Source organism: Pseudophaeobacter flagellatus, assembly GCF_021228235.1.
GTDB classification, from domain to species: Bacteria; Pseudomonadota; Alphaproteobacteria; order Rhodobacterales; family Rhodobacteraceae; genus Pseudophaeobacter; species Pseudophaeobacter flagellatus.
In genome coordinates this window covers 62206-88406 of record NZ_JAJQRG010000013.1, presented here as the reverse complement: position 1 = coordinate 88406, position 26201 = coordinate 62206, and the positions used below count along the sequence as shown (strand labels likewise).

Sequence of the window (26201 nt, the reverse complement as noted above, 5' to 3'; positions counted from 1 at the left end):
TCTCTCCGGCCCGTCCGGCCGCCGAAGCAACCCACCAGACCGCGTCGCCGCTGCCGGTAGAGGGGGTTCTAGTGTTAACTCAAACATCCCGCAACCCATAATTTCACAAAATCACATCTTTTTCAAATATTTCTGTTTTATACAGCAATATTAGCTGGTTACCTTGAGCTACTGCTGCCCCAACTGGCACTTGGTCTGCGGTTTCGCGGGCTTAGGTTTGTGCAGCCAAGACCCCCAGGTCGCCGCGACATCAACATATAGATGAACCAACCCCGCCGACCACAAGAGCGACTGCGACTCACGCCATGAACCGCGCCAGACTTTTCTTACTTTGCACGATGAAACCAGATTGTCCGGAGGGTTGAGCCGCCCGACCCGTCAAAGCCTCTTGGCGAGACGGAACCAGGCCGACATAGTGAGCGGCATGAATATCTGTGCACTTACCATGGCGCATAAGGACCACTGGGCGCTGTCCCAATGGTATCGCCACTACAGCCGCCAGCTCGGGGCTGAGAACCTCTATGTCGTTTCCCATGGTGCGGACCCGCAGGTGCAAGAGATCTGCCCCGGGGTCTCTGTTCTGACGATCCCGCGCAATCGCTTGCAGGGGTTCGATCATTGGCGCGGCCGCATGTTGAACAGCTTTCAACAGGGTCTGCTGGAACTGTACGACTGGGTTATTCGCACCGATGCGGATGAGGTGATCTGCGTCGACCCTAGGCGCTGGGGGTCGCTGGGGCAGATGATGCAGGCACAGGAGGCCCCTGCCCTTTTTGCGCTTGGCTTCAATATGTTTGATTTCACCCCAGCAGATCCGGCGGCCAGGGGGCAGTCGGTTTTTGCCCAGCGCCGGGATGCTGTCTTTACTGGGCACTACAGCAAGGCCTGGGCGGTACGGCGCCCCATTGGGCTACGGCGGCACGGCCTTCAGCTGCGCCCTGGCCGATTAGCCGAGTTTCCGTATGTGATGCCAAGAGGTGTCTATCTGGCACATCTGAAATTTGCGGATGCCATGGCCCTGACTGAAATGACCACGGTGCGCCACGAAGTCGGAAATAGCAAAGGGCCAGGCACACCCGGCAAGGCCTGGCAGCAGGCCAGCGCCGAAGCCAGAGAGAAGGTCGCCGAAGCCAAGGCCCTGCCATTTCTGAACTGGGAGACAGCCGAAGAGCAGGCCTGGACAGAACTACAATCTCCGGTTCGCGACAGTGCAACCTCTGTATTGCGCAGCAAAAGCCTGCGCTTTGACAATCGCACGCAGCTGCCGGATTGGTTTGCTTCGCTGTAAGCACGCCCAGTGTCCAGTTGCACGCCGTCCTGTTTGGCGCTCTGCCAAGAGAGCCAAACGCGCCGCAGCTTGGCTGCGGCGCCCGGCCCAAGGGGCGCGAGGCATCTTTGATGTCTCTGGCGCTGCGCGGGAGCCCCCCCCCTTGCTCCGCGCTCCCCCTCCTTCCGCTAGAGATCGACTTCAATCACCCCGTCCGGCTGGGCCGCGCGGGATTGACACAGGATCACAGCCGCCTCGCGTTGCGCCTTGGACAGGACAAAGTCGCGATGCTCCACCTCCCCTGACACAAGCCCGCATTTGCAGATCCCGCAGATACCATCGGCGCATTTAACGTCGATATGCACACCATTTTCGATCAGCACATCTGTGGCGACCCGGTCAGCGGGCACCTCAAGTGTTTTGCCGGACCGCGCCAGCACCAGCTTGAACGCGTGATTTTCATACTCTGGTAGGTCAGGGACCGTGAAATATTCCAGATGGCGCGCCTCCTCGGGGAAGCCCTGGCGCTCCGCCGCCTGCATTACCCCCTCCATGTAGCGGGTCGGACCACAGGTATAGACATGCTGCCCCGACGCGTAGCCCGCCAGCAGCTGATCCAGATCGGCGCGCGTCCCCTCGGCCGAAACATGTATTTGCACCCGATCAGCCCAGGCCATGGCGGCCAAGTCTGCCAGATAGCCCGCACCGGCGCGATCCGAGATCGAATAATGCAGCTCAAACTCCCGGCCCAGCGCGTGCAAGCGATGCGCCATGGCAATCATTGGCGTAATCCCGATGCCGCCGCCCATGAGATAGCTTTTCACCGCGCCCTCTTCCAACGGGAAATGGTTGATCGGTTGAGAGACAAAGACCCGCCGTCCCTCGGCAAATATCCGGTGCAAAAGTTGCGATCCGCCGCGCCCGGCGTCTTCGCACAGTACCCCGATCTGGTAGCGGCTGCGATCGGCAGGATCACCGGACATGGAATATTGCCGCAGGTATTCCGGCGCCACCACGATGTCGAGATGCGCTCCGGCAGTCCATTGCGGCAGCTCTGCACCATCCAGGCTCTCGAACTCATACTTGGTGACACCCAGGCTCATCTTCTCAGCCCGCGCCACCCGCACCGCCAGCACCGGGCTGTCAACATCACTGCTATAGCGATGCTGCCAGGGGCCGGTCTCGCCCTTGGCACGGCGGGATTTGTAGTCCTTGGCGGTGATCATCTGCTGGTAGGCCTCAATCCCGGCTTCACGGTCCATCGGAAAGGGATAGGGCCAGGGATGTGGGGCCAGCGGGGCCGGATAAACGGCCAGGGTCTGGTCCTCGTATTTCAGGTTCAGATCCTTTTGCAACGCGCGGGCGTTCACCGGATGGCGAGTCGGGTGGTAACCACCGTCTTCCTCCATCTCCAGATCCCACCACCATTTCTTGGCCGGGTTCATCTCGCCATTGCCCAGCGCATCATCCAGTTTCGCCAAGACAGGCGCCGCCTTTGGTATCTTCATCGCGGCCCAGCGAAAGGGGCGCTCGGCAAAGATGCCCTCCAGGTTCCAGGGGCAGGTCTTCATACAGCGGCCACACATGGCGCCCCCCGGCGTGGTGATCCGGTAAGTGGTGCATTTCTGGCTGTCGCTTTTCCAGATCTCATAGCCGTTGAACATCAGCTTCGGCCCAGCGGTGATCGCCCCCGATGGGCATTCACGGGCACATTTGTTGCAGGCCTCACAAAAGGCCTGCAGGCCAAAGTCGATTGGCTTGTCATGCGCCAGTGGCATATCGGTGGTTACAACCCCGGATTTCAGGCGCGGGCCAAGGAAGGGATTTAGGATCACCTCGCCAATGCGGCTGACCTCTCCCAGGCCGGACAACAACAACAGCGGCGGCTGCAGCACCTCGCCATCCATTACCGTATGGGCCTTGGCCTTGAAGCCAAGATTGCGGATCTGCCGGGCAATGACGCCGCCCAGCAGCGAAAAGCGCAGATAGGCCCGCATGGATTGGGCCACCGCAATCCAGTCATCCCCCGAAGTGCCCTCGGTGGTGTCAAAGCCCTGATCGACAATCATGCTGATGGCCTGATCATGCTCGGGATGGATTTCAGCCCCTGTGGCATCATGGCTGTACCAGGTCCAGTCCGGGCAGCGGCTGATACCCACCGCATCGATGCCCAGCCAATAGCTGGCCGCTTTGACATTTGCGGCATTGCGCGCGGCATCCGCAGGGCGCGGTCCCTGTGATGGCGCGCCATCCTGCAACAGCACAAACGCGCCCAGCATGCGCCGCTGCGCCATCGACGGTGCCGCCTTGCGCACATAGAACCCACCAGTGGCTGCCGCCTGATTGGCCTTGCCCATGTCGCCAAACTGGCTGCGGGCAAACATATCGGCGCGCTTGGGCACGCGCGCGACATTTGGCTCGTCAATGTAGGTGGTGGGGTCATCCACCCGATTCAGGGTCTCAAACGGGTGCGGCCCATCTTTGAACTCACGGGACTTAAAGGGATCCGTGTGAAAGGCTGAGCGCTGCGAGCCAAGCCCCAGCCACCATTTTGGCCCCTTGACCCGCATCATCGGTTGCTGATCCAGCGGCAACAGTGGCTGGTCCTGCGCCAGTTCAAAATCGGTAGTGACCACCGCAATGCCAAAGCGCTCTCCCAGATAGGGGTTGAGCAACCGCCCATCCTGCACCGCCACCAGCCCCGCTGCCACCGCCAGCTTGTTCAGGTCCACATCCGAAGAGGTGCCGGTATGGGCCTTGGCATCCCATCCCAACAGGCGGATGTAATTGGCCAGCACCACAGCAGTTTCACTGGCCCGCAGACAGGCGCGATGCTGCTCGGCACCCTGGATCCAATCCGCCCCCTCTTCATCGGAGCGGGGATCGCGTGGCATGTCATAGAGAAAGACGATGGCGTGTTTATGATCGCCAATAGTGGTGGGCGGTGCCTGCATCGCCTCTTTCAGATCGGCCATGATATGGTCGATCCCCGCCGCCAGCGTCTTGGTCTGGCGGGTCTTCAAATCCTGCGACAGGCGGTCAATATCCGGGTTGCGAAACGGCCGGGTCAGCCGCGCACTGTCCGGCACCGGGCCAATTCCCACCATGGCGGCATCGGCAAAATAGCCAAAAGCCTTGATATGGTTGGCGCGTTCCTGAAGATCACCGGGACAGGTGGCCTGCGCCCTGTTCACCAGCCCGTCACGGATCGCATCCATCATCGCCTGGTATTCCCCCATGGCATTGACAATAGAGGCCGGCGCAGTGGGGCGGCGGAAATCCAACGGCTGGGTCGGCGGCACCGCCGCCAAATCCGGCATTGGCCCGCGCATCAGCCGTTCCATCGGGTAAGGACCCAAGTGGATCGCGCGCTTGCGATTAGAAAATATCTGGGTCATCTGCCGGGCCTCGCCGCTGGGATCGCTGGAACCTGCTTGACTATTTCACAACAGACGCCCCAGTCTGTCACCCGAATGAGTGACATATTCCCTCCACGACCGCTCCCTCGGGGTGACGTCGCCGCGCTGGCTGCGGCCGTGGTGCAGCCCGATTTTGCCCGCCAGGTGCTGGCCTATATTCGCAGCGCCGCCGAGATCGCAAATTTTGGCACCTTCTATGTGGCCGACATGTCCCGCCCCGCCCCCGTCCTGTCGATTTGGGCGGGCGAGATGAGCAGCTATTGGTTCAACCGCAATGCCAGCGTGATCCTGAAAAATGACCAGCTGATGCAAAGCATTCTGCAGCGGATCCGCGCCGCCCAGGGCGGTGGGCAGGTAATCGAACGCTGGCGTCCCGGCCCCCAGGATCCGATCAGCCCGATCTATGTCCGCGATCAGGTGATCGAGCGGGTCACCGTTTCATCCTATAGCGAGCGGGTGGGCTTTCAGTCATTTTTCCTGCGCGGCAAGGCCGCAGGCTGGATTAGCCCGGCAGAGATGCAGCGGCTGCAAGAGGTGCTGCCGCTGGTACATGAGCTGATAGGATTGCGCCACCGGATCGCCGGCGGCACCGCCTTTGGCCGGGCCGCATCGGGGCGGGCAGCAGCAGGGCGCACCGTGACCCTACGAGATCAAGATGCCGGGCTCTTTGGCGCGCTGACCCGGCGCGAAGCCGAGGTCTGCGATCTGGCCGTACGCGGGATGAGCGTGGCCGGCAGCGCGCTAGAGCTGGGGGTTTCGGAAAACACCATCCGCACCCTCAGGCGGCGTGCCTATAGGCGGCTGGGCGTCAGCTCGGTCACGCAGATCGCCACGCTGATCCTCAATACAATTGACGAACCACCATCAGGCCCGCAGAAAAATAGCAGCGCCTAGCCTTTGCGCCCGGCAAACTGCTGCAAACCGACCCCGCCCGCCTCTAGGCTGTTGCGCACCGATTGCGCCAGCGCCACCGCCTCGGCGGTGTCGCCATGCAGGCAGATGGTGTCAATCGATGTCTCGATCCGCTTGCCGCTTTGGGTGATGATTGCGCCTTCTTGCACCATCTGCAGAATGCGCGGTCCGGCCAGATCGACGTCATGGATCACCGCGCCCGGCAGGCTGCGGTCCACCAGGGTACCATCGTCGTTATAGGCACGGTCGGCAAAGATCTCACCACACCAGTTGCAGCCAAGATCGCGCACCACATCCTCCATCGCGGTGGCCGCCAGCACCATGATGATGATATCCGGGTCGACCTCCAGCGCCGCCTCATAGCAGGCCCGGGCCATGGCGTGATCCACACAGGCCATATTGGACAGGGCGCCGTGCAGTTTCAGATGCCGCACCTGCGTGCCCAGCGCAGCCGCCATGCCACGCGCCGCCCCCAGCTGGTAGCGCACCATATTGCCCAGGCTGACAGGCGACATCTGCATCTTGCGGCGCCCAAAGCCCTGCAGATCGGGAAAGCCGGGATGGGCGCCGATACCAACACCATTGTCCCGCGCCCGCGCCATGGTCACTGCCATCACGTCCGGGTCGCCGGCATGGAACCCGCAGGCAATATTGGCCGAGGTCACAATATCTAGCAGTGCGCTGTCATCGCCCATGTTCCAGGGGCCAAAGCTTTCGCCCATATCAGCGTTCAGATCGACGGTCTTGTTCATCAGGTGTCTCCGTTCAGGCAAAGGGGTCGGTATCGGCCGAAACCGCACCGCTGATCAGTTGATAGGCAAGCAGATCCTGCATGAGCGCCGGATCCCGCAGCAGGGGCATGCACCGACCGGGAATGGATTTCACCTGGGCATCGTACCTGGCCTGCAGCGCAAGCCCCTCTTCCAGCGTCACCCAGTCGAACCGCAGCTCTGTGCCGGCCTGGGCCTGGGCGACCCGCGGCAGATCGCAGGGCAGCACGGTGCCGATCCGGGGATAGCCGCCGGTGGTCTGCGCCTCACGTAGCAGTACAAAGGGCTTGCCATCGCCAGTCATCTGCACGTCGCCCGGCACAATGATTTCCGACAGGATATTCAACTGTCCTTCGGCGGCAAAGCCCGCCCCGTCAGAGACCAGTTCCACCCCCATGCGATTGGCACGGGATCCGCGTCTGAAATCCCTTTCAGCAAAGCGCTCCCGCACCTTTTTGGCAAAGAGATCGGACTGAAAGCCCGCAACGATACGCAGATCCCCACCCTGAAAGCGGTCTTCTGCGCTCAGCCCCAGCCCAGTCTCACCGCCTTGGTCCTGCCCACAGGGCAAAAGGTCGTCCACCGCAACGGTACGCCCCAAGCCCGACATCAGATGTGCCGCCCGCGCGCCCAGCATCACTGCGCTGTCGATGCCACCGCCAAGATGCAGATAGCCGTAGACCCCGCGCCGCGCCGCGCCAATCTCCAGCCGCTGCCCGGCCTGCATCTGATGCGACGCGTTCCAGGCCAGGAACTCGCCATCCAGACAGACCTGCATCGGCGCGCCAGTCAGGGCAATCCGCAATGGGCCGGTAGCTTCGAACAGCCCGCCCATGCCCGCCATTTCCAGCGCCGCCAAATCGGCAGATTGGCGCAGCAGCGCCGCGCCCTCTGCCAAAGCCAGGAGATCCGCCGCACCACCACGCGACACCCCCTGTTGCAATTGACCCGGTCGCCCCTGATCCTGGATCGAGACAAGCGGACCAATGCGAAGAACCTTAAGAGCACTCATGCTGGGATCTCCTCCCGGCTGGCCCCGCCAAAGCGGCTGTCTTCTGCGCAGAACCTATCATAGTCAGATCTGGAAACCGGGGTGAAAATCATCTCATCCCCCGCGCGCAGCGCAATCGGATCCTGCGATTCCAGCTGAAAGCTGCGAAATCCGGTCTGCCCCACATGCCGCCAGCCCGTCGGGGCCGTTGTGGCAAAGAGCACCAACTGGCTGATCGCCAGCACCAGCGCGCCAACGGGCACCTGCGGCGTCAGTTCCGTCTGGCGCGGCAGGTTCCATTCCACGCCAAGCGGGCCAAGATAGGGCTGCCCCGGAGCAAAGCCAATGGTCAGGACCCGCACCCGCGCCGTACCCAGGCTCTCGATTGCCTGGGCTTCGCTTAGGCCTGCCGCATCGGCGGCCTCACCCAATTGCGGCGCCAGTTCAGTGCCAAAGACAGTTGGCACCTGCCACAACCGACGCCCGCCCGGCAGCGGTGCCTGCAGCCAGTCCTGCTGGCTCAGCAGATCCCAAAGCTTCTCTTGCAGGGCCTCATGGCGCAGAGCATTGACATCAAATCGTAAAAACACCGAAGCCAGCGAGGTCGAAACCTCCTGCACACCGGGCCAGGCGCGGGCTTTCAACGCCTCGCAAAAGGCCAGAGTCGCACGGTTGGAAGCCTCGCTCAGCGCATCGGAAAATGTCACCAGCATCCCATCCAATCCGGCGGTGCGAATGATCGGAAATTTCATCGCGCTCTGTTTCACCTTATTGTTCCCACCCTGTTTGGCGCCAAGGTTGCGGCGCGCCTGCCTGCTGTCAATATGCCTTTTGCCAAAGCGATACAAACCACCGCGATGGGGCTTGGTGGTTGATGTGGAAATGGCATCTCAGCAGAAGCGGCAAGCGACATCTCGCCCCCAATAGAAACAGGCCAGGGGCGTCAGGTTGAAAAGAGTGACTAGGCAGGATCTGTCACCAGGTCAGAAATCCTCCCAGCCGGAACCGTCGCTCTGCCCGGTGGGAGCACCAACAGACACAGGCGCCTGCGCTGCCCTCGGCTGCTTGCCCCGTGCAGAGGCGGCAGACATCCGGATCACGTTACCGCCCGCCCCGGCGATATCAGCGCCGTCTCCCTTAGTTCTGAAGGCCCCGAGTTGCTGGGTTAACTGACCGGCATCATTGGACAGGGTCTGGCTGACGGCGGCTGTTTCCTCGACCATGGCAGCGTTTTTCTGGGTCACTTCGTCCAGCTGCACCATCCCGGTGTTGATTTCACCCAATGCGGCCGATTGCTCGGCTGCGCCGCGCGCAATATCACCGATATGCACAGAAATCGTACCAACGCTTTTGATGATCTGTTCCAACTCCTGACCGGTTTTTCCAACCAGATCCACGCCAGAGCCCACATGGTGCTGACTCTGTGTGATCAGATCCTTGATCTCTCCAGCGGCACTGGCAGAGCGTTGCGCCAGACCGCGCACCTCTGAGGCGACAACGGCAAAACCGCGCCCTGCCTCGCCGGCCCTTGCGGCCTCGACCCCAGCGTTCAGGGCCAATAGGTTGGTCTGAAAGGCAATGTCGTCAATCACCGTGATGATCTTGGCAATCTCATCAGAAGAGCCTTCGATCTTGGACATGGCGGTGATTGCCTCACTGACGACAACGCCACTGTGAGTGGCCACTTTCTGCGCCTCGGCAACGATATCTTCGACCTTTTTCGCCCCGCTGGCCGATGATTGCACCGTGGTTGTCAGCTCATCCAGGGCGGCAGCGGTTTCTTCCAGTGTCGCGGCCTGGCTTTCTGTGCGGCGCGACAGATCGCCAGAGGCCTGGCTGATATCGGTTGCGGTGCGCCCCACCCCGGTACATACCGCCTTGGCGTTGCTAACCGTGGCCTTTAGCTGCTCCACCGATTGATTGAAACTGCGACCCAAATCGCCGATGTCTGGAATTTCCGACAGGGCAACACGGTAGACCAGATCGCCCTGTTGCAGGGCTTCCAAACCCTCGGAAATTTCTGCCAGCCCGCGCCGCCGAGCTGTCACATCAGAGGCAACCGTAATCACCCGGACAACATTGTTCTCGCTATCAAAGATTGGGGCATAGGTCGCCTGGATCCAGATGATAGAGCCATCTTTGGCCACCCGAGGGAACTGGTCGGTGATATCATCGCCACTGAGCAACCTTTTCCAGAACGCGGCATAATCCGCACTTTTGGCATGGTCTGGATCAACAAACATCGTGTGATTTTGCCCCTTGATCTCCTCTAGACGATATCCCAACGCCGCAAGAAAGTTACTGTTGGCGGTCAATATATGCCCCTTGGGATCAAATTGAATGGTGGCCTGAGTGCGATCAATCAGATCAGAAATGACCTTGTCTGTCTCGATTTTGGAACTTTCATTTTGAGACTTTCTCTTGAAAAACAATGCCAAACTCCGCAATTTTCTATTGAATACCTGCCTGCTGGATAGCCGGGCGACTCCTACGTTTCCCTTAATCCCGGGCGAAACACCCAATCTCGGCATGTTCTCGCAGGTCGGCACTTTGGCAGATTGCAACTCTGGGCGACGCCAGGCTGACTGTGTGTGTTGGGGGGGGGCGCTCGACCAGGGGGCAATCGATTTACAGCGTGCAGCCCATTTCGGCATGGATAACGCGACAGCCATACCGGGCGCATTTTTCCAGGATGTACGGCCCTGGATCAGCGCCCAGTACAACAATGTCATACTCCCAGACGTGGTGCATCTGGCAGGGCAGATCGCGCCCGAATTTGGCACTGTCGACCACCAGGATTTTCTCTTTTGCGCAACCCGCAATCGCGCGCCGCGTCAAGAGTTCATCAGAGTTGTAGTCCAGCACCTCGCCCGTGGCGGACAGGCCGCCGCAACTGAAGATCGCCTGATCCATGCGAAAGCGCGCGAAGAACGCGGTGCTGGCACTGCCCAACAGATCCAGATCACGCAGGCGCACTGTGCCGCCTGCCAATTCCACAACCGCGCCTGGCGCATTCTGCAGGGCCATCACCGCATGGATACTGTTGGTCGCAACGCATAGGTTTTCGCGCGTTGCCAGCAGGCGTGCGCAGTGTTCAACCGTAGTGCCCGTGCCCAGCGCGACACGGGCACCGTCGCGCACCAGGTTCTTAACCGCGAGAGCGATCTGCTGCTTTTCCACGCGGGATATGCTTACGCGGGGCGAATAGGCGATATTCTCTGATTGCTGACGCAGATGCACTGCCCCGTTGCGTCGCTGTACCAGGGCCGCCCGATCCAGTGCGCGCAGATCGGTGCGGATGGTCTGCACCGAAACCCCCAGCCGGGCAGACAGGGCGCCAGCAGACATTTCCCCGGCCTGCAACAGCAGCGCGATAATGCGGTCACGTCGCCTGTTCAGATCCTCACGCGTCATGTGTTTTCTTTCGAAACTCGACCAGTTCAGCGCAGGCTATACCGCCCGGAGCTTTTCCTGCAAACATATATAATTATTACATAAAACTGTCACACAACCGTTGCATTACCGGGAAATAAGGCAGCCATCGAAAGCTTTCGTTCGAAAGACTGAACCCAGGAGACCCGTGATGAAATCCATCCTGACCGCCACCGCCCTTGCCTGCCTTGCCTCGGCCAGTTTTGCAGAAACCCTGACCATTTACACATCGCAGCCCAATGCGGATGCGCAAAAGACCGTGGATGCCTTTATGGTCGCAAATCCCGGCACCGAGGTCGAGTGGGTGCGTGATGGCACGACCAAGCTGATGGCGCGGCTGCGAGCAGAAATCGAGGCCGGCAAGCCGCAGCCGGATGTCCTGATGATTGCCGATACCGTGACCCTGGAAGGCATGGCGCAAGAGGGGCTGCTGACCGCCTATCACTCCCCCGAAGCTTCTGCCTTTGATCCCGCGCTTTATAGCAGCGAAGGGTTTTACCACTCGACCAAACTGATCACCACCGGCATCGTCTACAACACTGGCGCTGCAACTGCGCCAACCTCATGGGCGGATCTGAAAGAGGCCGGGTTGAAGGGCCAGGTTGCCATGCCATCACCGCTCTACTCTGGTGCCGCGCTGATCCACCTTGCTACGCTGACCAATGATGCAAGCCTCGGCTGGGAGTACTATTCAGATCTGGCCGCAAATGACGCCCGCGCCAAAGGCGGCAATGGCGGCACCTTCAAAGCGGTCGCTGCCGGCGAAAAACCCTATGGCATGGTTGTTGATTTCCTGGCCATCCGCAACAAGGCCAAGGGCTCTCCGGTAGAGTTCGTCTTCCCCGAAGAAGGGGTGTCCTATGTGACCGAACCGGTTGCGATCCTGTCCACCGCCAAGAACCTGGAAGGCGCGCAGAAATTTGTCGATTTCGTCCTTAGTCAGCAAGGCCAGGATCTGGTGCTGGACATGGGCTATATTCCGGCCCGAAACGATATGGGTGTCCCAGCAGGCTTTCCGGCCCGCGCAGATATCAAGCTGATGGATTTTGACCCGGCTGTGGCCCTGGCAAACGCAGCGGCAAACAAGGCGAAATTCGCCGATGTCTTTGGCGCCGACTAATGCTATTGCGCAAAACAAACGGAGGCAGCCGGTCCGAGGATCAGCTGCTTTCACTCATTCTATTGCTTGCGATTGCCCTGACCCTGACGCCAGTGCTGCGGCTGTTTGCCGAAGGTGTTCTGATAGAGGGGCAGCCCAGCCTGGGCCTGATCACCGACATCATGGCGCAGCCCTCGACCCAGCAGGCCTTGATGCATTCGCTGATCACCGCCGGGCTGGGGACCCTGGTGTCGGTGCTGATTGGCAGCGCCTTTGCCTTTTTGGTGGCGCTGACCGATCTGCGCGCCAAGGCGACCTTGGTGTTTTGCCTGATGATCCCGATGATGATCCCGCCGCAGATCACCGCCCTGTCCTGGACCCAGATCATGGGGCCTTCTTCGGTCTTGCTGCAAACCCTGGGTCTGGCACCGCCGCTGGGCGCGCCGCAACCGCTCTATTCGGCGCAGGGCATCATTCTGTTGCTGGGTGTCCAGCATAGCTCGATCATTTTTCTGACCCTGCGCGCCGGCCTGCGCTCCCTGCCCCAAGAAGCGGTAGAGGCGGCCCGGATCAGCGGTGCCAAGGGGCTGCGCGTCTGGTGGCAAATCATCCTGCCCCTGTGCCTGCCAAGCCTGGCAGCCGGTATCGCAATCACCTTTGTCACGGCGCTGGGGAACTTTGGCATTCCCGCCATGCTGGGCATTCCGGCGGGCTATGTGACCCTGCCCACATTGATCTATCAAAAGCTCGCAGGGCTTGGCACGACCGTCCTGGCAGAGGTCGCGGTGCTGGCGATGCTGATAGGCTGTGTGGCGATCTGTGGCATCCTGTTGCAGCGGTTTTTCCAGTCCCGCCAAAAGGTGCATCTGGTTGGCTCTACCGCGCGACCATTGGCAATACCGCTGGGGCGGGCCCGCCTGCCGGTCGAGATTTCGCTGTGGCTGATCGTCGGTGCCATCCTGGTTCTGCCGATGCTGGGGCTGCTGGCGACGTCGCTTGTGCCAGCCTATGGCGTCGCGCTGCGCCCCGACACGATCACCCTCGCGTCCTGGCACGAGGCCCTGTTTCGCCAACCCGCAACCACGCGGGCCTTTGTGAATTCCTTTTCGCTCTCTATTGGCGCGGCACTGGTGCTGATCGTGATCTGCCTGCCCCTGGCCTGGCTAATGGAACGCAGCCCAACCCGATTGGGGCGGCTGTTCGACGGTCTGATTGATCTGCCCTATGCCCTACCCGGCGTGGTGCTGGCGATCGCCATGATCCTTTTACTGATCAACCTGCCCTTCACTGATGCGACCCCCTATGGCACCATCTGGATCATCTTTCTGGCCTATCTTGCCCGGTTCATGACCATCATGTTCCGCCCTATTCAAGCCAGCATTCGCCAGCTGGACCCAGCAATGAACGAGGCGGCGCAATCTGTTGGCGCATCCTTTTTTCAACGCCTGCGCACAATCATCCTACCGCTCACGGCTCCGGCGGCGGCGGCGGGTGCGATCCTGGTGTTCCTGACCGCGTTTAACGAGCTGACCGTCTCGGCGCTGCTGTGGTCCTCCGGCACGGAAACTCTCGGCGTGATGATCTTCAATCTTGATGACAGCGGAGAAACCGTCATGGCCTCTGCTCTGGCCATGACCATTGTTGTGGTGGTGATGGCGCTCATGGGCGCGATCCAGCTTGCTGCGCGCCACCTACCAAAAGGAGTTGTCCCATGGCAGACATAAATCTGTCCGGCGTTGCCAAACACTTTGACGGGGCCGTGGCCCTGTCTTCCGTCACCGCGAGCGTAAGGGACGGTGAATTCGTCGCGCTTCTGGGGCCGTCGGGCTGCGGAAAATCCACCCTGCTACGCCTGCTGGCCGGATTCGAAACCCCCACCCAGGGTGCCATCTCTATTGGCAATCGCGAGGTCTCAAATGCCGCCACGGGCCGCGCGGTGCCGCCCGAGGCGCGCAACATCGGCTTTGTGTTTCAGTCCTATGCGCTCTGGCCGCATATGACCGTGCGCCGCAATGTGTCCTACCCGCTAGAGGTGCGCGGCCTGTCCAAAGCCGCCCAGGCACAGCAAACCGAGGCAGCGCTGGCGACAACCGGTCTGACCCAATATGGCGAGCGCATGCCTTCCGAGCTGTCCGGCGGACAGCGCCAGCGTGTGGCCCTGGCGCGCTGTCTGGTCTCTGACCCCGATGCCGTGCTGCTGGATGAACCCCTCGCCAACCTTGATGTGGCCCTGCGCGCCTCTATGCAGACGGTGTTTTCCGATTTCCACGCCCGAACCCGGGCCACCATGATCTATGTGACCCACGACCAAGCAGAGGCCATGGCCATGGCAGACCGGATTGCGGTGATGTCAGAGGGGAAAATTGCCCAGTTCGACACCCCGGAAGCCCTTTACAACCGTCCACGCAGCCGCTTTGTCGCCGGGTTTGTTGGCGATGGCACCGTATTGCCAATTGACGCGCTGTCGCATGGACCCGAGGAAACCAAGGCCCATTTTGGCGGCACCCAGGTCGCGGTGCACACGGATGCAGAGGCACCAAATCTGCTCTGCCTGCGGCCGGAAAACATCACCATCTGCGAAAGCGGCGATCTGCGCGCACGGGTCGCGCGCAGCACCTATCTTGGCGGTCGCTACCGCCTGAACCTGCAAACACCAAACGGCGATCTGCTGCTGGCCGAAACCCGTGAACGTTTCACCGAAGGCGCGCAACTGGGGCTCACCCTGAGTGCTCCCTGGGCATTTTCAGAGGCATAAATGAATACTATCAGAGTTTTGTCTGGCATCGGGGACAAAGGCCCAGCCTGCATGCAATTGGACGTGATGGGCAAGCGCTGGCTGCTGGATTGCGGCCATGGCCCCGAAGCAAACGCGCATTTTGATCCCGCCTGGCTGGTGGGGGCCGATGCCGTGTTTATCACCCATGACCACATCGACCATATCGGTGGGGCCGCCTATGCGGTTGAGGCCGGATTGCCAATCTATGCAACCAAGCAGACAGCATTGGCTCTGCCGCCGGCCGCCCAGGTACACTACCTGCCGGAACAGGGCAGCTGCGAGATTGATGGCATCCGCCTGACCACCGGGCGCAATGGCCATGCCCTGGGCGGCGTCTGGATGCATTTCGACATTGGCGAGGGGCTGTTCTATTCCGGCGACTGGTCAGAAGAATCCGACTGGTTTGCCTTTGATACGCCGCCCCCTGCGGCGACCGCCATCCTGGATTGTTCCTATCATCTGGACAGTATCAGCCAGCGTGATCGTTTTGTGGCGCTGGACGCGCTGCTGGATCAGCTGCCCGGTCAGATCCTGCTGCCAGTGCCGCCCTCTGGCCGCGCCGGCGAAATGGCCCTGCATCTGGTGCGCCGCTTTGGCCTGCAGGCCGTGATCCTTGATCCGGAATGCCGCAGCGCACTGCGCAGCGCACTGACACATGCCGGGCTTAGCCCCCTGGCGCAAGAGATCGCTCCGCTGCTTGATCGCGCCGACAGCGCCGAGGCGCGCTTTTTGATCTGTGACACCCCTAATGCCGATGGTGGCGCCGCCTGGGCCTATGCCCGTGCCTGGCGCGAAGGCGGGCGACTGGGGCGCGATGCGCATGTTGTTTTCACCGGCCATATGACAGCCCATGCCCGCGGTATCTGCGCCGTACCCGGCGGCTATTTCCAACGCTGGAATGTGCACCCCCCCCTGGGTGACCAGATCAAGATGCTGCAGCGGTTGCAGGCAAAACGCTTTGCGCCGGCCTTTTGCCCCTTCCCAGAGGACTATCTGGTCGAAGAGGCGCTGGGGGCCGAGGTCTTCATGCACGAGAGTATTCCCCTGTGACCTACCCGCTACCGCGAAAATCCTTTTGCCTCATTCGTCACGGCGAGACCACGGCCAACCGCGATGGCATTATCGCCGGACGGCTAGAGGTTTCCCTAACAGACAAGGGGCGCGATCAGGCAAAATCGCTACAACGCAGCGCCTGGCCCCTGCCCTCTGCACTGTTCGCCAGCCCGATGCAGCGCGCCCGCGAGACCTGCTCCCTCGGCTTTCCCGGTCGCGCCTATCATATCCATGCGGGCCTGCGCGAACGGGATTGGGGCCTGTTTGAGGGCCAGCCGCTGCACCTGCTGCCACCGCGGGACGGCCAGCCCCTGGCGGGCGAAGACTGGGCGGCGATGATCGCCCGTGTCGGCGCCGCCATAACCGAGTGCTGCGAACGCGCAGGGGATCATCTGCCGGTGATGATCTGCCATTCGGGCACCATCCGCGCCGCCCGCCTGCTTGCAGGTCAGCCCTCTGTGGGCACGCGCCCGGCCAATGCCGCGCCGGTGCATTTTGTCTGGCGCGACCGCCAGCATCACGAAACACTTCATACAGAGATGACACATGACCGATGATACCACCCAACCCTGCGTCGTCTTTGACGTCGACGGAACCCTTGCGCATTTTGATGCGGATCGCCTGGGGCACCTCGTGCATGGGCCGGTCAAAAACTGGGATGCCTTTCATGACGCTATGGCCAGCGCCGAGGTCATCGCACCGGTGGCGCAGCTATTGCGTCGCCTCAAAGAGGGCGGCGAAACCATCGTGATCTGCTCTGGTCGACCAGAGGGTTGGTCGACCTATACCGAGGCCTGGCTGCACCAAAACGGGCTTGGCTTTGATGCGATCTACCTGCGTCCACAGGCACAAGATAGCGCCAGCGACCCAGAGGTGAAACGCGCACTGCTGAAGAGAATGCGGGCAGATGGGTTTGAGCCCTGGATTGTCGTCGATGACCGAAGCTGCGTGGTCGAGACCTGGCGCCAAGAGGGACTAATCTGCCTGCAATGTGCCCCTGGAGAATTTTAGCAGGCGGCCGTATCAGCCGAGAATACCCGCCGCACTGTCGAGCAAAACCGGCAGGACCTTGCGGATGACCTGCTCCTCGTCAAACGACACCCCAGAGAGCGACACCTGAACGGCGGCCTGCGCAGGCCCGTCCTTGCCAATCACCGGCACCGCCAGGCTGATTTCATTCAGCAACATCTGATCACGGGTCAGGCAATAGCCATCCTCCCGCGCTGTTTCTATGCCCTGCAGGATCTTGTCGCGGTCCAATAGCGTCTTTGGTGTGCCTTGCCTCAGCGGCCAGGTGGCGCAGGCTTCGCGCATCTCATGCTCTGGCCAGGTTGCCATGATCACCCGGCCAGAGGCAGTGTTCAGCGCCGGAACCCGCCGACCAACGATGCTTGCCTCGAAATGGGTCCGCTGATTGGGAAGCCGCAGGGAATACAGAATGTGATCCCCCGAGATCTGCGCCAGATTGACCGTCTCGCCCATGGCACGGCTAAACTCGATCAGCTTGGGCAACGCCCGCGCGATCAGCGGATCAGACCAATAGTAGGCATAGGCAAGCTCTAGCCAAGCGTGGCTCGGGCGAAAGCGACGGGTCTTTTCATCCCGGTCAAGCATGCCTTCCAGATGTAGCGTATGCGCCATGCGCTGCACTGCGCTGCGCTCTAGCCCGGTGCGCGCCACAAGTTCCGCAAGCGACAGCGATATGTGCGATTCGTCGAAGGCGCGCAAAATCTGTAACCCCCGTGCGAGGGTACTAACGTATAAGCTATCCTGCTTTTTTTCCATGCGATGCCTCCACTGATATCGCCACCGGTCATTTTTTTGGCACCTACGGGCTTGACCTGTATCCGTATCATTTGGTTATGATGATTAAATAACAACTCTTAGTATCAAATAGTGATACTTAAAATTATGCAACAGGGAAATACCATGCTTAGAAAGACATCTCCTCGTGCTGCTTTGATCGCCGCCACGCTGCTGGCGAGTGTCGCCATGCCTGCCGTAGCTGACGAAGCCTCGGGCACGCTGAACGTGGCCTTCACCAAAGAGCTGGAGAACATCGACAGCTATTTCAATTCTTCGCGCGAAGGCGTTGTGATGCAGCGCGCGGTCTGGGATGGGCTGATCTATCGCAACCCAGAAACCAACGAATATGTCGGCAACCTGGCCACCAGCTGGGAATGGATTGACGACACCACGCTGGAATTCAAACTGCGCGAAGGCGTCACCTTTCACAACGGCGAGCCTTTCAATGCCGATGACGTCGTCTTCACCGTCAACTTTGTCGCCAAGGAAGAAAACGGCGTAAAGACACAGCGCAATGTCAACTGGATGGAATCCGCCGAAAAGGTTGATGACTACACCGTACGCATCAAGTTGAAGAAGAAATTCCCGGCGGCGATCGAATTTCTGTCTGGCCCTGTTTCCATGTATCCCAACGAATACTACGCCGAAGTCGGCGCATCCGGCATGGGGCTGAAACCTGTTGGCACCGGTCCCTACCGGGTGACCGAAGTTGTCCCTGGGCAGCATTTCAAGCTGGAGGCCAACAGCGCTTATCACGACAGCCCCAAGGGCCAGCCCGAAATCGCCAATATCGACATTCGCACCATTCCCGATGTGAACACCCAGATGGCGGAACTCTTCTCTGGCTCGCTGGATCTGATCTGGCAGGTACCTGCCGACCAGGCCGCAAAACTGGGCCAGATGGGGCAGTTCACCGTCGCCAATGAATCGACGATGCGCGTCGGTTATCTGCAGATGGACAGCGCCGGTCGCTCTGGCGACAACCCTTTCACCAATAAGCTGGTGCGCCAAGCGGTGAACCACGCCATCAACCGGCAAGAGCTGGTCGACGCGCTACTTCAGGGTTCCTCCAAGGTGGTCTACACGCCCTGTTTCCCCAGCCAATTCGGCTGTGTTCAGGACGTGACCGAGTATGAATTCAACCCGGAAAAAGCCAAGGAACTGCTGGCAGAAGCAGGTTATCCTGATGGGTTTGAGACCGCGTTTTATGCCTATCGTGACCGTCAGTACGCCGAGGCGATTTCCTCCTATCTGAACAACGTCGGCATCAAGACCGACTTCAAGATGCTGCAGTATTCCGCCCTGCGTGAACTGAACATGGACGGTAAGGTGCCACTGTCGTTCCAGACCTGGGGCAGCTACTCGATCAACGATGCCTCTGCCATGGTCAGCCAGTTCTTCAAGCATGGTTCTCTGGACAGCACCCGCGACGACGAAGTACGCGATTGGCTGGATGTAGCGGACAGCTCGACGAACCCGGATGAGCGCATAGAATACTATTCTAAAGCGCTGGAAAAAATCACCGACGAGGCCTTCTGGGCCCCGATGTTCACCTATAACACCAACTATGTGTTCACAGATCAGGTCGCCTACACGCCGACCCCAGACGAAGTGCTGCGCTTCGTGGATATGACCTGGAACTAATCCTATCAGGGTGAGAGGCCCCGCCTCTCACCCACCCTTCCCGACAGTCTACCCCCGCAACGCCTGGGTCCCGCGCCCGGTGCGAAAGGACATTCATGCTCACCTTTATTCTGAAACGTCTGGGCCTGGCGGTGCTGGTTGCCATCACCGTCAGCTTTATCAGCTTCTCCCTTCTCTTTCTGTCCGGTGATCCGGCAGCCGCGCTTGCAGGTGAAACCGCCAGCGGCGAAGACATTGAGGCCATCCGGCGGCTTTACGGCTTTGATCGCCCGATGCTGGTGCAATATGGCGAATGGCTGTTTTCGGCCCTGCGTGGAGATTTTGGCGAGAGCTACTATTTCAAGCTGCCAGTGGCGAGCCTGATTGCAGATCGGCTGCAGGTAACCATGCTTCTGGGGCTTTGTGGCATCCTGTTTGCGCTGCTGACAGCGGTGCCACTGGGGGTTGCGGCCGCCATTCGGCCCAACTCTATCATCGACCGGCTGGCGCTGTTTCTGTCGGTTGCGGGCCAGGCGATGCCTTCTTTCTGGTTTGGCCTGATCCTGATCGTGGTTCTGGCCATTCAACTTGGCTGGCTGCCCCCCTCTGGCGCGTCAACCTGGCGCCATTTCGTAATGCCAACCATTGTGCTGGGCTACTATGCCATGCCTGCCATCATGCGCCTGACGCGCGCCGGTATGCTGGATGTGCTTGAGTCCGATTTCATCCGCACGGCGCGGGCCAAGGGTGCCGGCGAAACGCGCGTCTTGTTCAAGCACGCACTGCGCAATGCCATCATTCCAGTGGTTAGCCTGGCTGCGGTTCAGATGGGCTTCATGCTGGGCGGCTCTATCGTTGTAGAAAGCGTCTTTGCCCTGCATGGCGCCGGTTTCCTGGCCTGGGAAAGCATTGCCCGCAACGATCTGCCTACGGTGCAGGCACTGATCCTGGTCTTTTCGATGTTCTATATCATCTTCACCTTCCTTGCCGACGTGCTGAACGCCTGGCTGGACCCAAGAATGCGGAGCGCCTGATATGAGCAACGCCCCAGATCCACTCTTGCAAGAAATCCAGGGACCATCGCCCCGTCAAATGCTGAAAACCCGCGCCCTGGGCCACAAGGGGCTGTTGTTTGGCATGGCCGTGGTTGGCCTCTTGGTACTGGTTGCGATCCTCGCGCCAGTGCTGGCGCCGCATGATCCCTATGCCCAGAGCTTGATGAACCGAATGGTCCCACCGGTCTTTATGGGCGGCACCTGGGAACATCCGCTGGGCACCGACCACCTTGGCCGGGACTACCTGTCGCGGCTGATTTATGGCGCCCGCGTCTCGCTGCTGATCGGCGCGGTGGCCGCGCTGATCTCTGGCGTGATCGGCACCGCGATGGGCGTTGCCGCCGGCTATTTCGGCGGCAAGGTCGATGCGGTTGTGACCTTCCTCATCAATGTGCGCCTGGCCATGCCGGTTGTGCTGGTGGCCTTGGCGGTGGTGGCGATCCTTGGCGGATCCCTGACGGTTGTAATCTGCGTTCTGGGGCTGCTGCTCTGGGATCGCTTTGCCGTGGTGATGCGCGCCTCGACACTGCAGGTCAGTCGCCGTGATTACGTGGCTGCAGCCCAGGTGATTGGTGCCTCGACGCCGCGCATCCTGCTGACCGAAATCATGCCGAATATTTTCAACAACCTGATCGTGGTGATCACCCTGGAAATGGCCCATGCCATTCTGCTTGAGGCGGCGCTCAGCTTCCTTGGCCTCGGCGTCCAGCCCCCCACGCCGTCCTGGGGGCTTATGGTCTCTGAGGGCAAGAACATGATGCTGTTTGAACCCTGGCTGGTCCTGATCCCTGGCGCTGTGCTGTTTGTGCTGGTGCTGGCGATCAATCTGATGGGCGACGGGCTGCGTGATGTCACCTCGCCGGAAGGGAGAAGCTGATGACCACCCCATTGCTATCCGTAAAGAACCTGAACCTGACCATTCCAACCGGCAGCGGTACGCTGCATGCGGTGCGCGGCATTGATTTTGACCTGCACCGGGGGGAAACCCTGTCCATCGTCGGCGAGAGCGGATCAGGCAAATCGCTGACCTCTCTGGCGCTGATGGGGCTGTTGGGCAAATCCATTGCCCGCTCGGCCGACGAGATGCGCTTTGATGGCATCGACCTGCTGGCGGCCAATCGCCGGGTGATGCGCGATCTGCGCGGCAACCGCATTGCGATGATCTTTCAGGAACCGATGACCTCGCTCAACCCGGCCTATACGATCGGCGATCAGCTGACCGAAACGCTACTTCTGCACCGCAAGGTCAGCAAATCGGTGGCTCGTGCCCGCGCTGTCGAGCTGCTGGAAAAGGTCGGCATCACCGCTGCCGAAAGCCGCCTGTCGCAATATCCGCATCAGCTTTCGGGTGGTCTGCGGCAACGGGTGATGATCGCGCTGGCGCTGATGTGCGAACCAGATCTGCTGATTGCGGATGAACCCACCACCGCACTGGATGTCACCATTCAAGCGCAGATCCTGCGGCTTTTGGTTGATCTGACCCGCGAGATGAACATGGCGATGATCCTGATCACCCATGATCTGGGCGTGGTCGCACGGGTCGCTGACAAGGTCGCCGTGATGTATGCCGGCGAGTTGGTGGAAACCGGCCCGGCCCAAGAGGTCTTTGCCACCCCCAGCCATCCCTATACCCGCGGCCTGCTGCGCTGCATTCCGCAACCGGGCAAGACCGAACGCGGCGCGCCTCTGGGGACCATTCCCGGCGTTGTGCCCTCGCTGATCGGCGAAGTCTCGGGCTGTGTCTTTCGTACCCGCTGCCCGCATGCGCGCGCCGAATGCCGGGCCGAGATCCCGCAGTATGGCACCCCCAGCCATGGCTTTCGCTGCGTCTATGATGATGGCGCCCTGTCCGAAGAAGGAGAATTCGCATGAGCGCGATCCTGACCCTCAACGGGGTGAAAAAGACCTATACCGTCAAGCAGGGCCTGTTTGGCAAGCGCAAACCGCTGACAGCCGTGAACGATGTCAATCTGACCCTACGCAAGGGCGAAGTGCTGGGCCTGGTCGGCGAATCCGGTTGTGGCAAGTCCACCCTGGCCAAGCTGTTGCTGGGGCTTGAACAGCCAACCGACGGGAATGTGCTGTTCGAAGGTACCGCCATGCAGGATCTGGATCGGCGTGCTCTGGCCGGACGGCTGCAGCCGATCTTTCAGGATCCCTATTCCTCGCTCAACCCGCGCAAATCGATCTACGATCTGATCTCGCTGCCGTTGCGGGTGCATGGCATCGGTGACAGCACCAGCCAGCGCAAGGCGGTGAAGGATATGCTTGACGTGGTTGGTCTGCCGCAACGGGTGATAAACACCTACCCCAGCCAGATGTCCGGCGGTCAGCGCCAGCGCGTTGCCATCGCCCGCGCCTTGGTGATGAAACCGGAAATCGTCATCTGCGACGAACCGACCTCGGCGCTTGATGTCTCGGTACAGAGCCAGATCCTCAACCTGCTGGGCGACCTGCGGCGCGAATTCGGCCTGACCTATCTCTTTATCTCGCATGACTTGGCGGTGGTGGAACATCTGGCAACGCGCGTGGCGGTGATGTACCTGGGCCGGATCGTCGAGGAAGCCCCGGTGGCCGAGCTGTTTGAGCGCCCACGCCACCCCTACACCAAGGCGCTGCTGAATTCTGTGCTGACCCCGGACCCAAGCCAGGGCGTGCCGGAAACCGCGCTAGGCACGGCCTATCCCAATCCGATCGACCCGCCGTCGGGCTGCGCCTTTCACCCGCGCTGCCCGCTTGCCACCGCGCATTGCAAAACAACCGCCCCCCGGCCACTGGAGAACGAGACAGGCCGGGTCGAGTGCCACCTGCATGATCCGGACAGCCCGATGTATGAAAAGGATGCGGCATGAGCGCGCTGTCACAGACCCAAGAGACCCGCAAACATGTCATTGAAACCGCAGGCGGCGTGGTCGCGGCCCAGCACCGCCAGGCCGCCGAGGCCGGTGCCGAGGTGCTGCGCGCCGGTGGCGATGCGGTAGATGCAGCCGTGGCAACCTCTTTTGCGATCGGCGTGCTGGAACCCTGGATGAGCGGCCCGGCTGGCGGTGGTGCAGCGGTGCACTGGCGCGCCGATACCGGCGAAGCGGTGGCCATCAACTTTGGCATGCGCTCCCCCAAGGCGCTTAAGGTAGACGACTATCCCCTGTCAGGTGAAGGCAAGGCAAGCGATCTCTTCCCCTGGGAGCGGGTGGTCGAGGATCGCAATGTCGAGGGCGCGGCAGCCATTGCGGTGCCGGGCACCGTTGATGGGATTGGTCAGGCCCATATGCGCTGGGGCAAGATGCCCTGGGCAGAACTGCTGGCCCCGGCGATTGCCCATGCCCGCGAAGGTCTGCTGGTGGATTGGTACGCCGCCTTGCTGATTGCCTCGTCAGCGCGCAATCTGGCGAAAGACCCGGATGCCGCCGCAATGTTTCTGGATGATGGCACCTGGCCCAAGGGCTCTGGCTGGACCGCCATTCCCGACAACCGGCTGGACCAATCGGCCATGGCCGACACGCTAGAGGCTCTGGCCCGGGGCGGTGCGCGCGCCTTTTACGAAGGCGATCTGGCCCAGGCCCTGGCCCAGGATGTGCAGGCCAAGGGCGGCAGCCTCTCGGCGCAGGACCTGGCCGAATACCGCGCCTGGACGGGGGCGGCGCAGCCAGTGCCCTACCGCGATGCGCTGTTCCATGTGATGCCGGGGCTGACCGCCGGCCCGACCTTTGCCCGCGTCATGCAGCAGCTGGCCGAAAGCGACCTCAGCTCCCCGGCTCAGGCCTTTCCCGCCTATGCCCGCGCCCTGAAAACGGCCTATGCAGAGCGGGTTTCCAGCATGGGCGACAGCGGCGAGGTAGCCAAAGCGCCCGGCTGTACCACGCATTTTTCTATTGTCGACCGGGCCGGTAATATGGTCGCCAATACCCAGACCCTGCTGTCCATTTTTGGCAGCCGCGTGGTGTCGCCTTCTACCGGGTTGTTGATGAACAATGGCATCATGTGGTTCGACCCGGAACAGGGCAAGCCCAACTCGCTGGCGCCCAACAAGGCCTGCCTGATGAATGTCTGCCCGACGCTTGGCCAATCCGGCACGCGCCGCTTTGCGCTTGGGGCCTCTGGTGGGCGCAAGATCGTTTCGGCCGTGTCCCAGCTGGCCTCTTTCCTGACGGATCGGGAAATGGATATAGCAACCGCCTTTCACGCCCCGCGCATCGACGTATCGGGCGGCGCCACCGCCGTTGCAGATGAAACCCTGCCGCCAGAAGTACTGAATGCCCTGTCGGATGTCATGCCAGTGCAGACCACCCGGCGCACCGTTCTTCCCTATGCCTTTGCCTGCCCCGCCGGGGTCATGCGCGATGGCGAAACCAACAGTGGATGCACTGAAATCATGTCACCCTGGGGTGACGCAGTTCTCGAGGACCAACAATGACCCGTGACGCCGCCATCTCTCATGTGACTGACTATTTTGAGGCCGGCACCTTCCAGTCCGACCTGGCCAAGCTGGTTTCCTACCGCAGCGAGAGCCAGAACCCCGCTGACGAGGCGCGCGCCGAATCGCTGAGCTACCTGCAAGAGGCCATGCTGCCGCGCCTGCAAGCCCTCGGCTTTACCTGCGAGATCATCAACAACCCGGACCCAAAGGGAGGCCCGCTGCTGCTGGGAGAACGGGTGGAGGGCGAGGACCTGCCGACCATCCTGACCTACGGCCATGGCGACACTGTGCGCGGCCAGGAAGGCATGTGGCGCGAGGGGCTGGAGCCCTGGGAAATCGTCGAGGAAGGCGACCGTCTCTATGGACGCGGCACCGCTGATAACAAAGGCCAGCACCTGATCAATATCGCTGCGCTCGAAGCGGTGATCGCCACGCGCGGCAGCCTTGGGTTCAACACCCGTATTGTGCTGGAGATGAGCGAAGAAGTCGGCTCTGTCGGCCTGCCCGAGGTGTTCCACAGCTACAAGGACCGGCTCACGGCGGATGTGTTGATCGCCTCGGACGGGCCGCGCCTGCAGCCCGAGGTGCCGACAATGTTCATGGGGTCGCGCGGCGGCACCACCTTTGATCTGCTGGTGGAAACCCACGAAGGCGCGCATCATTCTGGTAACTGGGGCGGGTTGCTGGCCGACCCGGCGATGATCCTGTCTCATGCGCTGGCCTGCATCACCGATGTGCGGGGCCAGATCAAGGTCCCCGAGTGGCGGCCCGACAGCCTGACAGACAGCGTGCGCGCTGCACTGCGCGACCTGCCCGTCGCAGGCGGCGATGGCCCGCAGGTGGACCCAAACTGGGGCGAGCAGGACCTGACCCCGGCGGAACGTGTCTTTGGCTGGAACAGCTTTACCGTTCTGGCCATGGTCTCGGGCGTGCCAGAGGCCCCGGTCAATGCGATTTCCGGCTGGGCCCGCGCCACCTGCCAGCTGCGCTTTGTCGTGGGCACTGACCCAGAAGAGGTGATCCCTGCCCTGCGCCGCCATCTGGATGCAAACGGCTTTGAACGGGTGCAAATCTGCGCCCATGATCGCGGCTTTTTTTCCGCCACCCGGCTGGATCCAGCGCACCCCTGGGCGCAGTTCGTAGGCGATTCAATCCGCGAAACCGCTGGCGCGCTGCACGTGCTTCCGAACCTCGCAGGATCGCTGCCCAACGACAGCTTTACCGATATCCTGGAGCTGCCAACCATCTGGGTGCCGCATTCCTACCGGGGCTGTTCACAACATGCGCCAAACGAACACGTACTAAAGCCACTGTGCCGGGATGCGCTAAAGGTTATGGCAGGGGTGTTCTGGGATGTTGGCGCCAAACCGGTGCCAGCCCGCACCCGATAGGCCAAAGGCCCCTAGCCCCCGCGCGTCACATCCCATGGCCTGCGGGGGCTAGATAGATCCACCAGCGTATTCAGCAAAAGACCCGCGCCGCAAACTAGGCCCCCTTTGCCCCCCTGGCCCCTAATCAACGCCTTTAATTTCACCGCGCGGCCGCGACCAAAAGCTGGCGATCATGTTGGCTGCAGCATGA

22 protein-coding genes are annotated in these 26201 nt (G+C 61.2%); 15 read left to right on the top strand and 7 right to left on the bottom strand.

What is annotated here, in order from left to right; translation table 11 throughout:
* The first annotated feature begins 424 nt into the window (after window positions 1–424).
* Window positions 425–1288, top strand: a complete 864-nt coding sequence (locus LRK71_RS19065) for a glycosyltransferase family 2 protein (RefSeq protein ID WP_232405545.1) — start codon at window positions 425–427, stop codon at window positions 1286–1288.
* A gap of 167 nt (window positions 1289–1455) precedes the next feature.
* On the opposite strand, the gene LRK71_RS19060 is transcribed toward LRK71_RS19065, so the two are convergent.
* Complete coding sequence (locus tag LRK71_RS19060) at window positions 1456–4665, bottom strand: 2Fe-2S iron-sulfur cluster-binding protein (RefSeq protein ID WP_232405544.1); 3210 nt, start codon at window positions 4663–4665, stop codon at window positions 1456–1458.
* A 75-nt stretch (window positions 4666–4740) separates the two neighbouring features.
* Here LRK71_RS19060 and LRK71_RS19055 point away from each other — a divergent pair, with 75 nt between their 5' ends.
* Window positions 4741–5580, top strand: coding sequence for a helix-turn-helix transcriptional regulator (locus LRK71_RS19055; RefSeq protein WP_232405543.1), 840 nt, complete (start codon window positions 4741–4743; stop codon window positions 5578–5580).
* On the opposite strand, the gene LRK71_RS19050 is transcribed toward LRK71_RS19055, so the two are convergent.
* The 5 genes from LRK71_RS19050 to LRK71_RS19030 all read right to left on the bottom strand — a co-directional run bounded on the left by LRK71_RS19050 (window position 5577) and on the right by LRK71_RS19030 (window position 10773).
* On the bottom strand, window positions 5577–6350 hold the full coding sequence (locus tag LRK71_RS19050; RefSeq protein ID WP_232405542.1) for a LamB/YcsF family protein: 774 nt from the start codon (window positions 6348–6350) through the stop codon (window positions 5577–5579). The genes LRK71_RS19055 and LRK71_RS19050 overlap by 4 nt on opposite strands.
* A gap of 13 nt (window positions 6351–6363) precedes the next feature.
* Window positions 6364–7380, bottom strand: a complete 1017-nt coding sequence (locus LRK71_RS19045) for a 5-oxoprolinase subunit C family protein (RefSeq protein WP_232405541.1) — start codon at window positions 7378–7380, stop codon at window positions 6364–6366.
* Window positions 7377–8111, bottom strand: a complete 735-nt coding sequence (locus tag LRK71_RS19040; protein WP_232405540.1) for a 5-oxoprolinase subunit B family protein — start codon at window positions 8109–8111, stop codon at window positions 7377–7379. Before LRK71_RS19040 ends, LRK71_RS19045 begins: the two co-directional genes overlap by 4 nt.
* A 231-nt stretch (window positions 8112–8342) precedes the next feature.
* The gene (locus LRK71_RS19035) at window positions 8343–9791 is read right to left on the bottom strand and encodes a methyl-accepting chemotaxis protein (protein ID WP_232405539.1); all 1449 of its coding nucleotides are present in this window, start codon (window positions 9789–9791) and stop codon (window positions 8343–8345) included.
* A 196-nt stretch (window positions 9792–9987) separates the two neighbouring features.
* Window positions 9988–10773, bottom strand: a complete 786-nt coding sequence (locus tag LRK71_RS19030) for a DeoR/GlpR family DNA-binding transcription regulator (RefSeq protein ID WP_232405538.1) — start codon at window positions 10771–10773, stop codon at window positions 9988–9990.
* A 169-nt stretch (window positions 10774–10942) separates the two neighbouring features.
* Between LRK71_RS19030 and LRK71_RS19025 the strand changes: the two genes are divergently transcribed.
* Genes LRK71_RS19025 through LRK71_RS19000 form a run of 6 tightly spaced genes read left to right on the top strand, consistent with a single transcriptional unit; the run spans window position 10943 to window position 16730 of the window.
* Window positions 10943–11911, top strand: a complete 969-nt coding sequence (locus LRK71_RS19025) for an ABC transporter substrate-binding protein (RefSeq protein ID WP_232405537.1) — start codon at window positions 10943–10945, stop codon at window positions 11909–11911.
* Window positions 11911–13614: an ABC transporter permease gene (locus LRK71_RS19020; protein ID WP_232405536.1), complete on the top strand. Its 1704-nt coding sequence runs from the start codon at window positions 11911–11913 to the stop codon at window positions 13612–13614. Before LRK71_RS19025 ends, LRK71_RS19020 begins: the two co-directional genes overlap by 1 nt.
* Window positions 13602–14645: an ABC transporter ATP-binding protein gene (locus LRK71_RS19015; RefSeq protein WP_232405535.1), complete on the top strand. Its 1044-nt coding sequence runs from the start codon at window positions 13602–13604 to the stop codon at window positions 14643–14645. The genes LRK71_RS19020 and LRK71_RS19015 overlap by 13 nt, the downstream gene beginning before the upstream one ends.
* The gene (locus LRK71_RS19010; RefSeq protein WP_232405534.1) at window positions 14646–15716 is read left to right on the top strand and encodes an MBL fold metallo-hydrolase; all 1071 of its coding nucleotides are present in this window, start codon (window positions 14646–14648) and stop codon (window positions 15714–15716) included.
* Window positions 15713–16276: a histidine phosphatase family protein gene (locus tag LRK71_RS19005; RefSeq protein WP_232405533.1), complete on the top strand. Its 564-nt coding sequence runs from the start codon at window positions 15713–15715 to the stop codon at window positions 16274–16276. The genes LRK71_RS19010 and LRK71_RS19005 overlap by 4 nt, the downstream gene beginning before the upstream one ends.
* Window positions 16266–16730 (top strand): phosphatase domain-containing protein, encoded by a 465-nt coding sequence (locus LRK71_RS19000; RefSeq protein WP_232405532.1) that lies wholly within the window; start codon window positions 16266–16268, stop codon window positions 16728–16730. The genes LRK71_RS19005 and LRK71_RS19000 overlap by 11 nt, the downstream gene beginning before the upstream one ends.
* 12 nt (window positions 16731–16742) lie before the next feature.
* On the opposite strand, the gene LRK71_RS18995 is transcribed toward LRK71_RS19000, so the two are convergent.
* Window positions 16743–17504 carry an IclR family transcriptional regulator gene (locus LRK71_RS18995; protein ID WP_232405531.1) on the bottom strand — a complete coding sequence of 254 codons (762 nt, stop codon included), beginning with the start codon at window positions 17502–17504 and terminating at the stop codon, window positions 16743–16745.
* A gap of 144 nt (window positions 17505–17648) precedes the next feature.
* On the opposite strand from LRK71_RS18995, the gene LRK71_RS18990 reads away from it, so the two are divergent.
* The 7 genes from LRK71_RS18990 (at window position 17649) to LRK71_RS18960 (ending at window position 26011) form a co-directional block, all read left to right on the top strand.
* The gene (locus tag LRK71_RS18990) at window positions 17649–19169 is read left to right on the top strand and encodes an ABC transporter substrate-binding protein (protein ID WP_232405530.1); all 1521 of its coding nucleotides are present in this window, start codon (window positions 17649–17651) and stop codon (window positions 19167–19169) included.
* A gap of 95 nt (window positions 19170–19264) precedes the next feature.
* Window positions 19265–20182, top strand: coding sequence for an ABC transporter permease (locus LRK71_RS18985; RefSeq protein ID WP_232405529.1), 918 nt, complete (start codon window positions 19265–19267; stop codon window positions 20180–20182).
* 1 nt (window position 20183) lies between these two features.
* On the top strand, window positions 20184–21080 hold the full coding sequence (locus LRK71_RS18980) for an ABC transporter permease (RefSeq protein WP_232405528.1): 897 nt from the start codon (window positions 20184–20186) through the stop codon (window positions 21078–21080).
* Window positions 21080–22075: an ABC transporter ATP-binding protein gene (locus LRK71_RS18975; protein ID WP_232405527.1), complete on the top strand. Its 996-nt coding sequence runs from the start codon at window positions 21080–21082 to the stop codon at window positions 22073–22075. Before LRK71_RS18980 ends, LRK71_RS18975 begins: the two co-directional genes overlap by 1 nt.
* Window positions 22072–23055 carry an ABC transporter ATP-binding protein gene (locus LRK71_RS18970; RefSeq protein WP_232405526.1) on the top strand — a complete coding sequence of 328 codons (984 nt, stop codon included), beginning with the start codon at window positions 22072–22074 and terminating at the stop codon, window positions 23053–23055. The genes LRK71_RS18975 and LRK71_RS18970 overlap by 4 nt, the downstream gene beginning before the upstream one ends.
* The gene (locus LRK71_RS18965; protein ID WP_232405525.1) at window positions 23052–24617 is read left to right on the top strand and encodes a gamma-glutamyltransferase family protein; all 1566 of its coding nucleotides are present in this window, start codon (window positions 23052–23054) and stop codon (window positions 24615–24617) included. The genes LRK71_RS18970 and LRK71_RS18965 overlap by 4 nt, the downstream gene beginning before the upstream one ends.
* Window positions 24614–26011, top strand: coding sequence for a M20 family metallopeptidase (locus tag LRK71_RS18960; protein ID WP_232405524.1), 1398 nt, complete (start codon window positions 24614–24616; stop codon window positions 26009–26011). The genes LRK71_RS18965 and LRK71_RS18960 overlap by 4 nt, the downstream gene beginning before the upstream one ends.
* Window positions 26012–26201: the final 190 nt, after the last annotated feature.

What these genes read in the sequence shown, in the direction of transcription:
- LRK71_RS18990 (WP_232405530.1), top strand. Translation starts at nt 17,649, where the DNA reads ATGCTTAGAAAGACATCTCCTCGTGCTGCTTTGATCGCCGCCACGCTG.
- LRK71_RS19055 (WP_232405543.1), top strand. Translation starts at nt 4,741, where the DNA reads ATGAGTGACATATTCCCTCCACGACCGCTCCCTCGGGGTGACGTCGCC.
- LRK71_RS19050 (WP_232405542.1), bottom strand. Translation starts at nt 6,350, where the DNA reads ATGAACAAGACCGTCGATCTGAACGCTGATATGGGCGAAAGCTTTGGC.
- LRK71_RS18975 (WP_232405527.1), top strand. Translation starts at nt 21,080, where the DNA reads ATGACCACCCCATTGCTATCCGTAAAGAACCTGAACCTGACCATTCCA.
- LRK71_RS19000 (WP_232405532.1), top strand. Translation starts at nt 16,266, where the DNA reads ATGACCGATGATACCACCCAACCCTGCGTCGTCTTTGACGTCGACGGA.
- LRK71_RS19060 (WP_232405544.1), bottom strand. Translation starts at nt 4,665, where the DNA reads ATGACCCAGATATTTTCTAATCGCAAGCGCGCGATCCACTTGGGTCCT.
- LRK71_RS18960 (WP_232405524.1), top strand. Translation starts at nt 24,614, where the DNA reads ATGACCCGTGACGCCGCCATCTCTCATGTGACTGACTATTTTGAGGCC.
- LRK71_RS19015 (WP_232405535.1), top strand. Translation starts at nt 13,602, where the DNA reads ATGGCAGACATAAATCTGTCCGGCGTTGCCAAACACTTTGACGGGGCC.
- LRK71_RS18985 (WP_232405529.1), top strand. Translation starts at nt 19,265, where the DNA reads ATGCTCACCTTTATTCTGAAACGTCTGGGCCTGGCGGTGCTGGTTGCC.
- LRK71_RS19040 (WP_232405540.1), bottom strand. Translation starts at nt 8,111, where the DNA reads ATGAAATTTCCGATCATTCGCACCGCCGGATTGGATGGGATGCTGGTG.
- LRK71_RS19010 (WP_232405534.1), top strand. Translation starts at nt 14,646, where the DNA reads ATGAATACTATCAGAGTTTTGTCTGGCATCGGGGACAAAGGCCCAGCC.
- LRK71_RS19025 (WP_232405537.1), top strand. Translation starts at nt 10,943, where the DNA reads ATGAAATCCATCCTGACCGCCACCGCCCTTGCCTGCCTTGCCTCGGCC.
- LRK71_RS19030 (WP_232405538.1), bottom strand. Translation starts at nt 10,773, where the DNA reads ATGACGCGTGAGGATCTGAACAGGCGACGTGACCGCATTATCGCGCTG.
- LRK71_RS18970 (WP_232405526.1), top strand. Translation starts at nt 22,072, where the DNA reads ATGAGCGCGATCCTGACCCTCAACGGGGTGAAAAAGACCTATACCGTC.
- LRK71_RS19065 (WP_232405545.1), top strand. Translation starts at nt 425, where the DNA reads ATGAATATCTGTGCACTTACCATGGCGCATAAGGACCACTGGGCGCTG.
- LRK71_RS19020 (WP_232405536.1), top strand. Translation starts at nt 11,911, where the DNA reads ATGCTATTGCGCAAAACAAACGGAGGCAGCCGGTCCGAGGATCAGCTG.
- LRK71_RS18965 (WP_232405525.1), top strand. Translation starts at nt 23,052, where the DNA reads ATGAGCGCGCTGTCACAGACCCAAGAGACCCGCAAACATGTCATTGAA.
- LRK71_RS18980 (WP_232405528.1), top strand. Translation starts at nt 20,184, where the DNA reads ATGAGCAACGCCCCAGATCCACTCTTGCAAGAAATCCAGGGACCATCG.
- LRK71_RS19045 (WP_232405541.1), bottom strand. Translation starts at nt 7,380, where the DNA reads ATGAGTGCTCTTAAGGTTCTTCGCATTGGTCCGCTTGTCTCGATCCAG.
- LRK71_RS18995 (WP_232405531.1), bottom strand. Translation starts at nt 17,504, where the DNA reads ATGGAAAAAAAGCAGGATAGCTTATACGTTAGTACCCTCGCACGGGGG.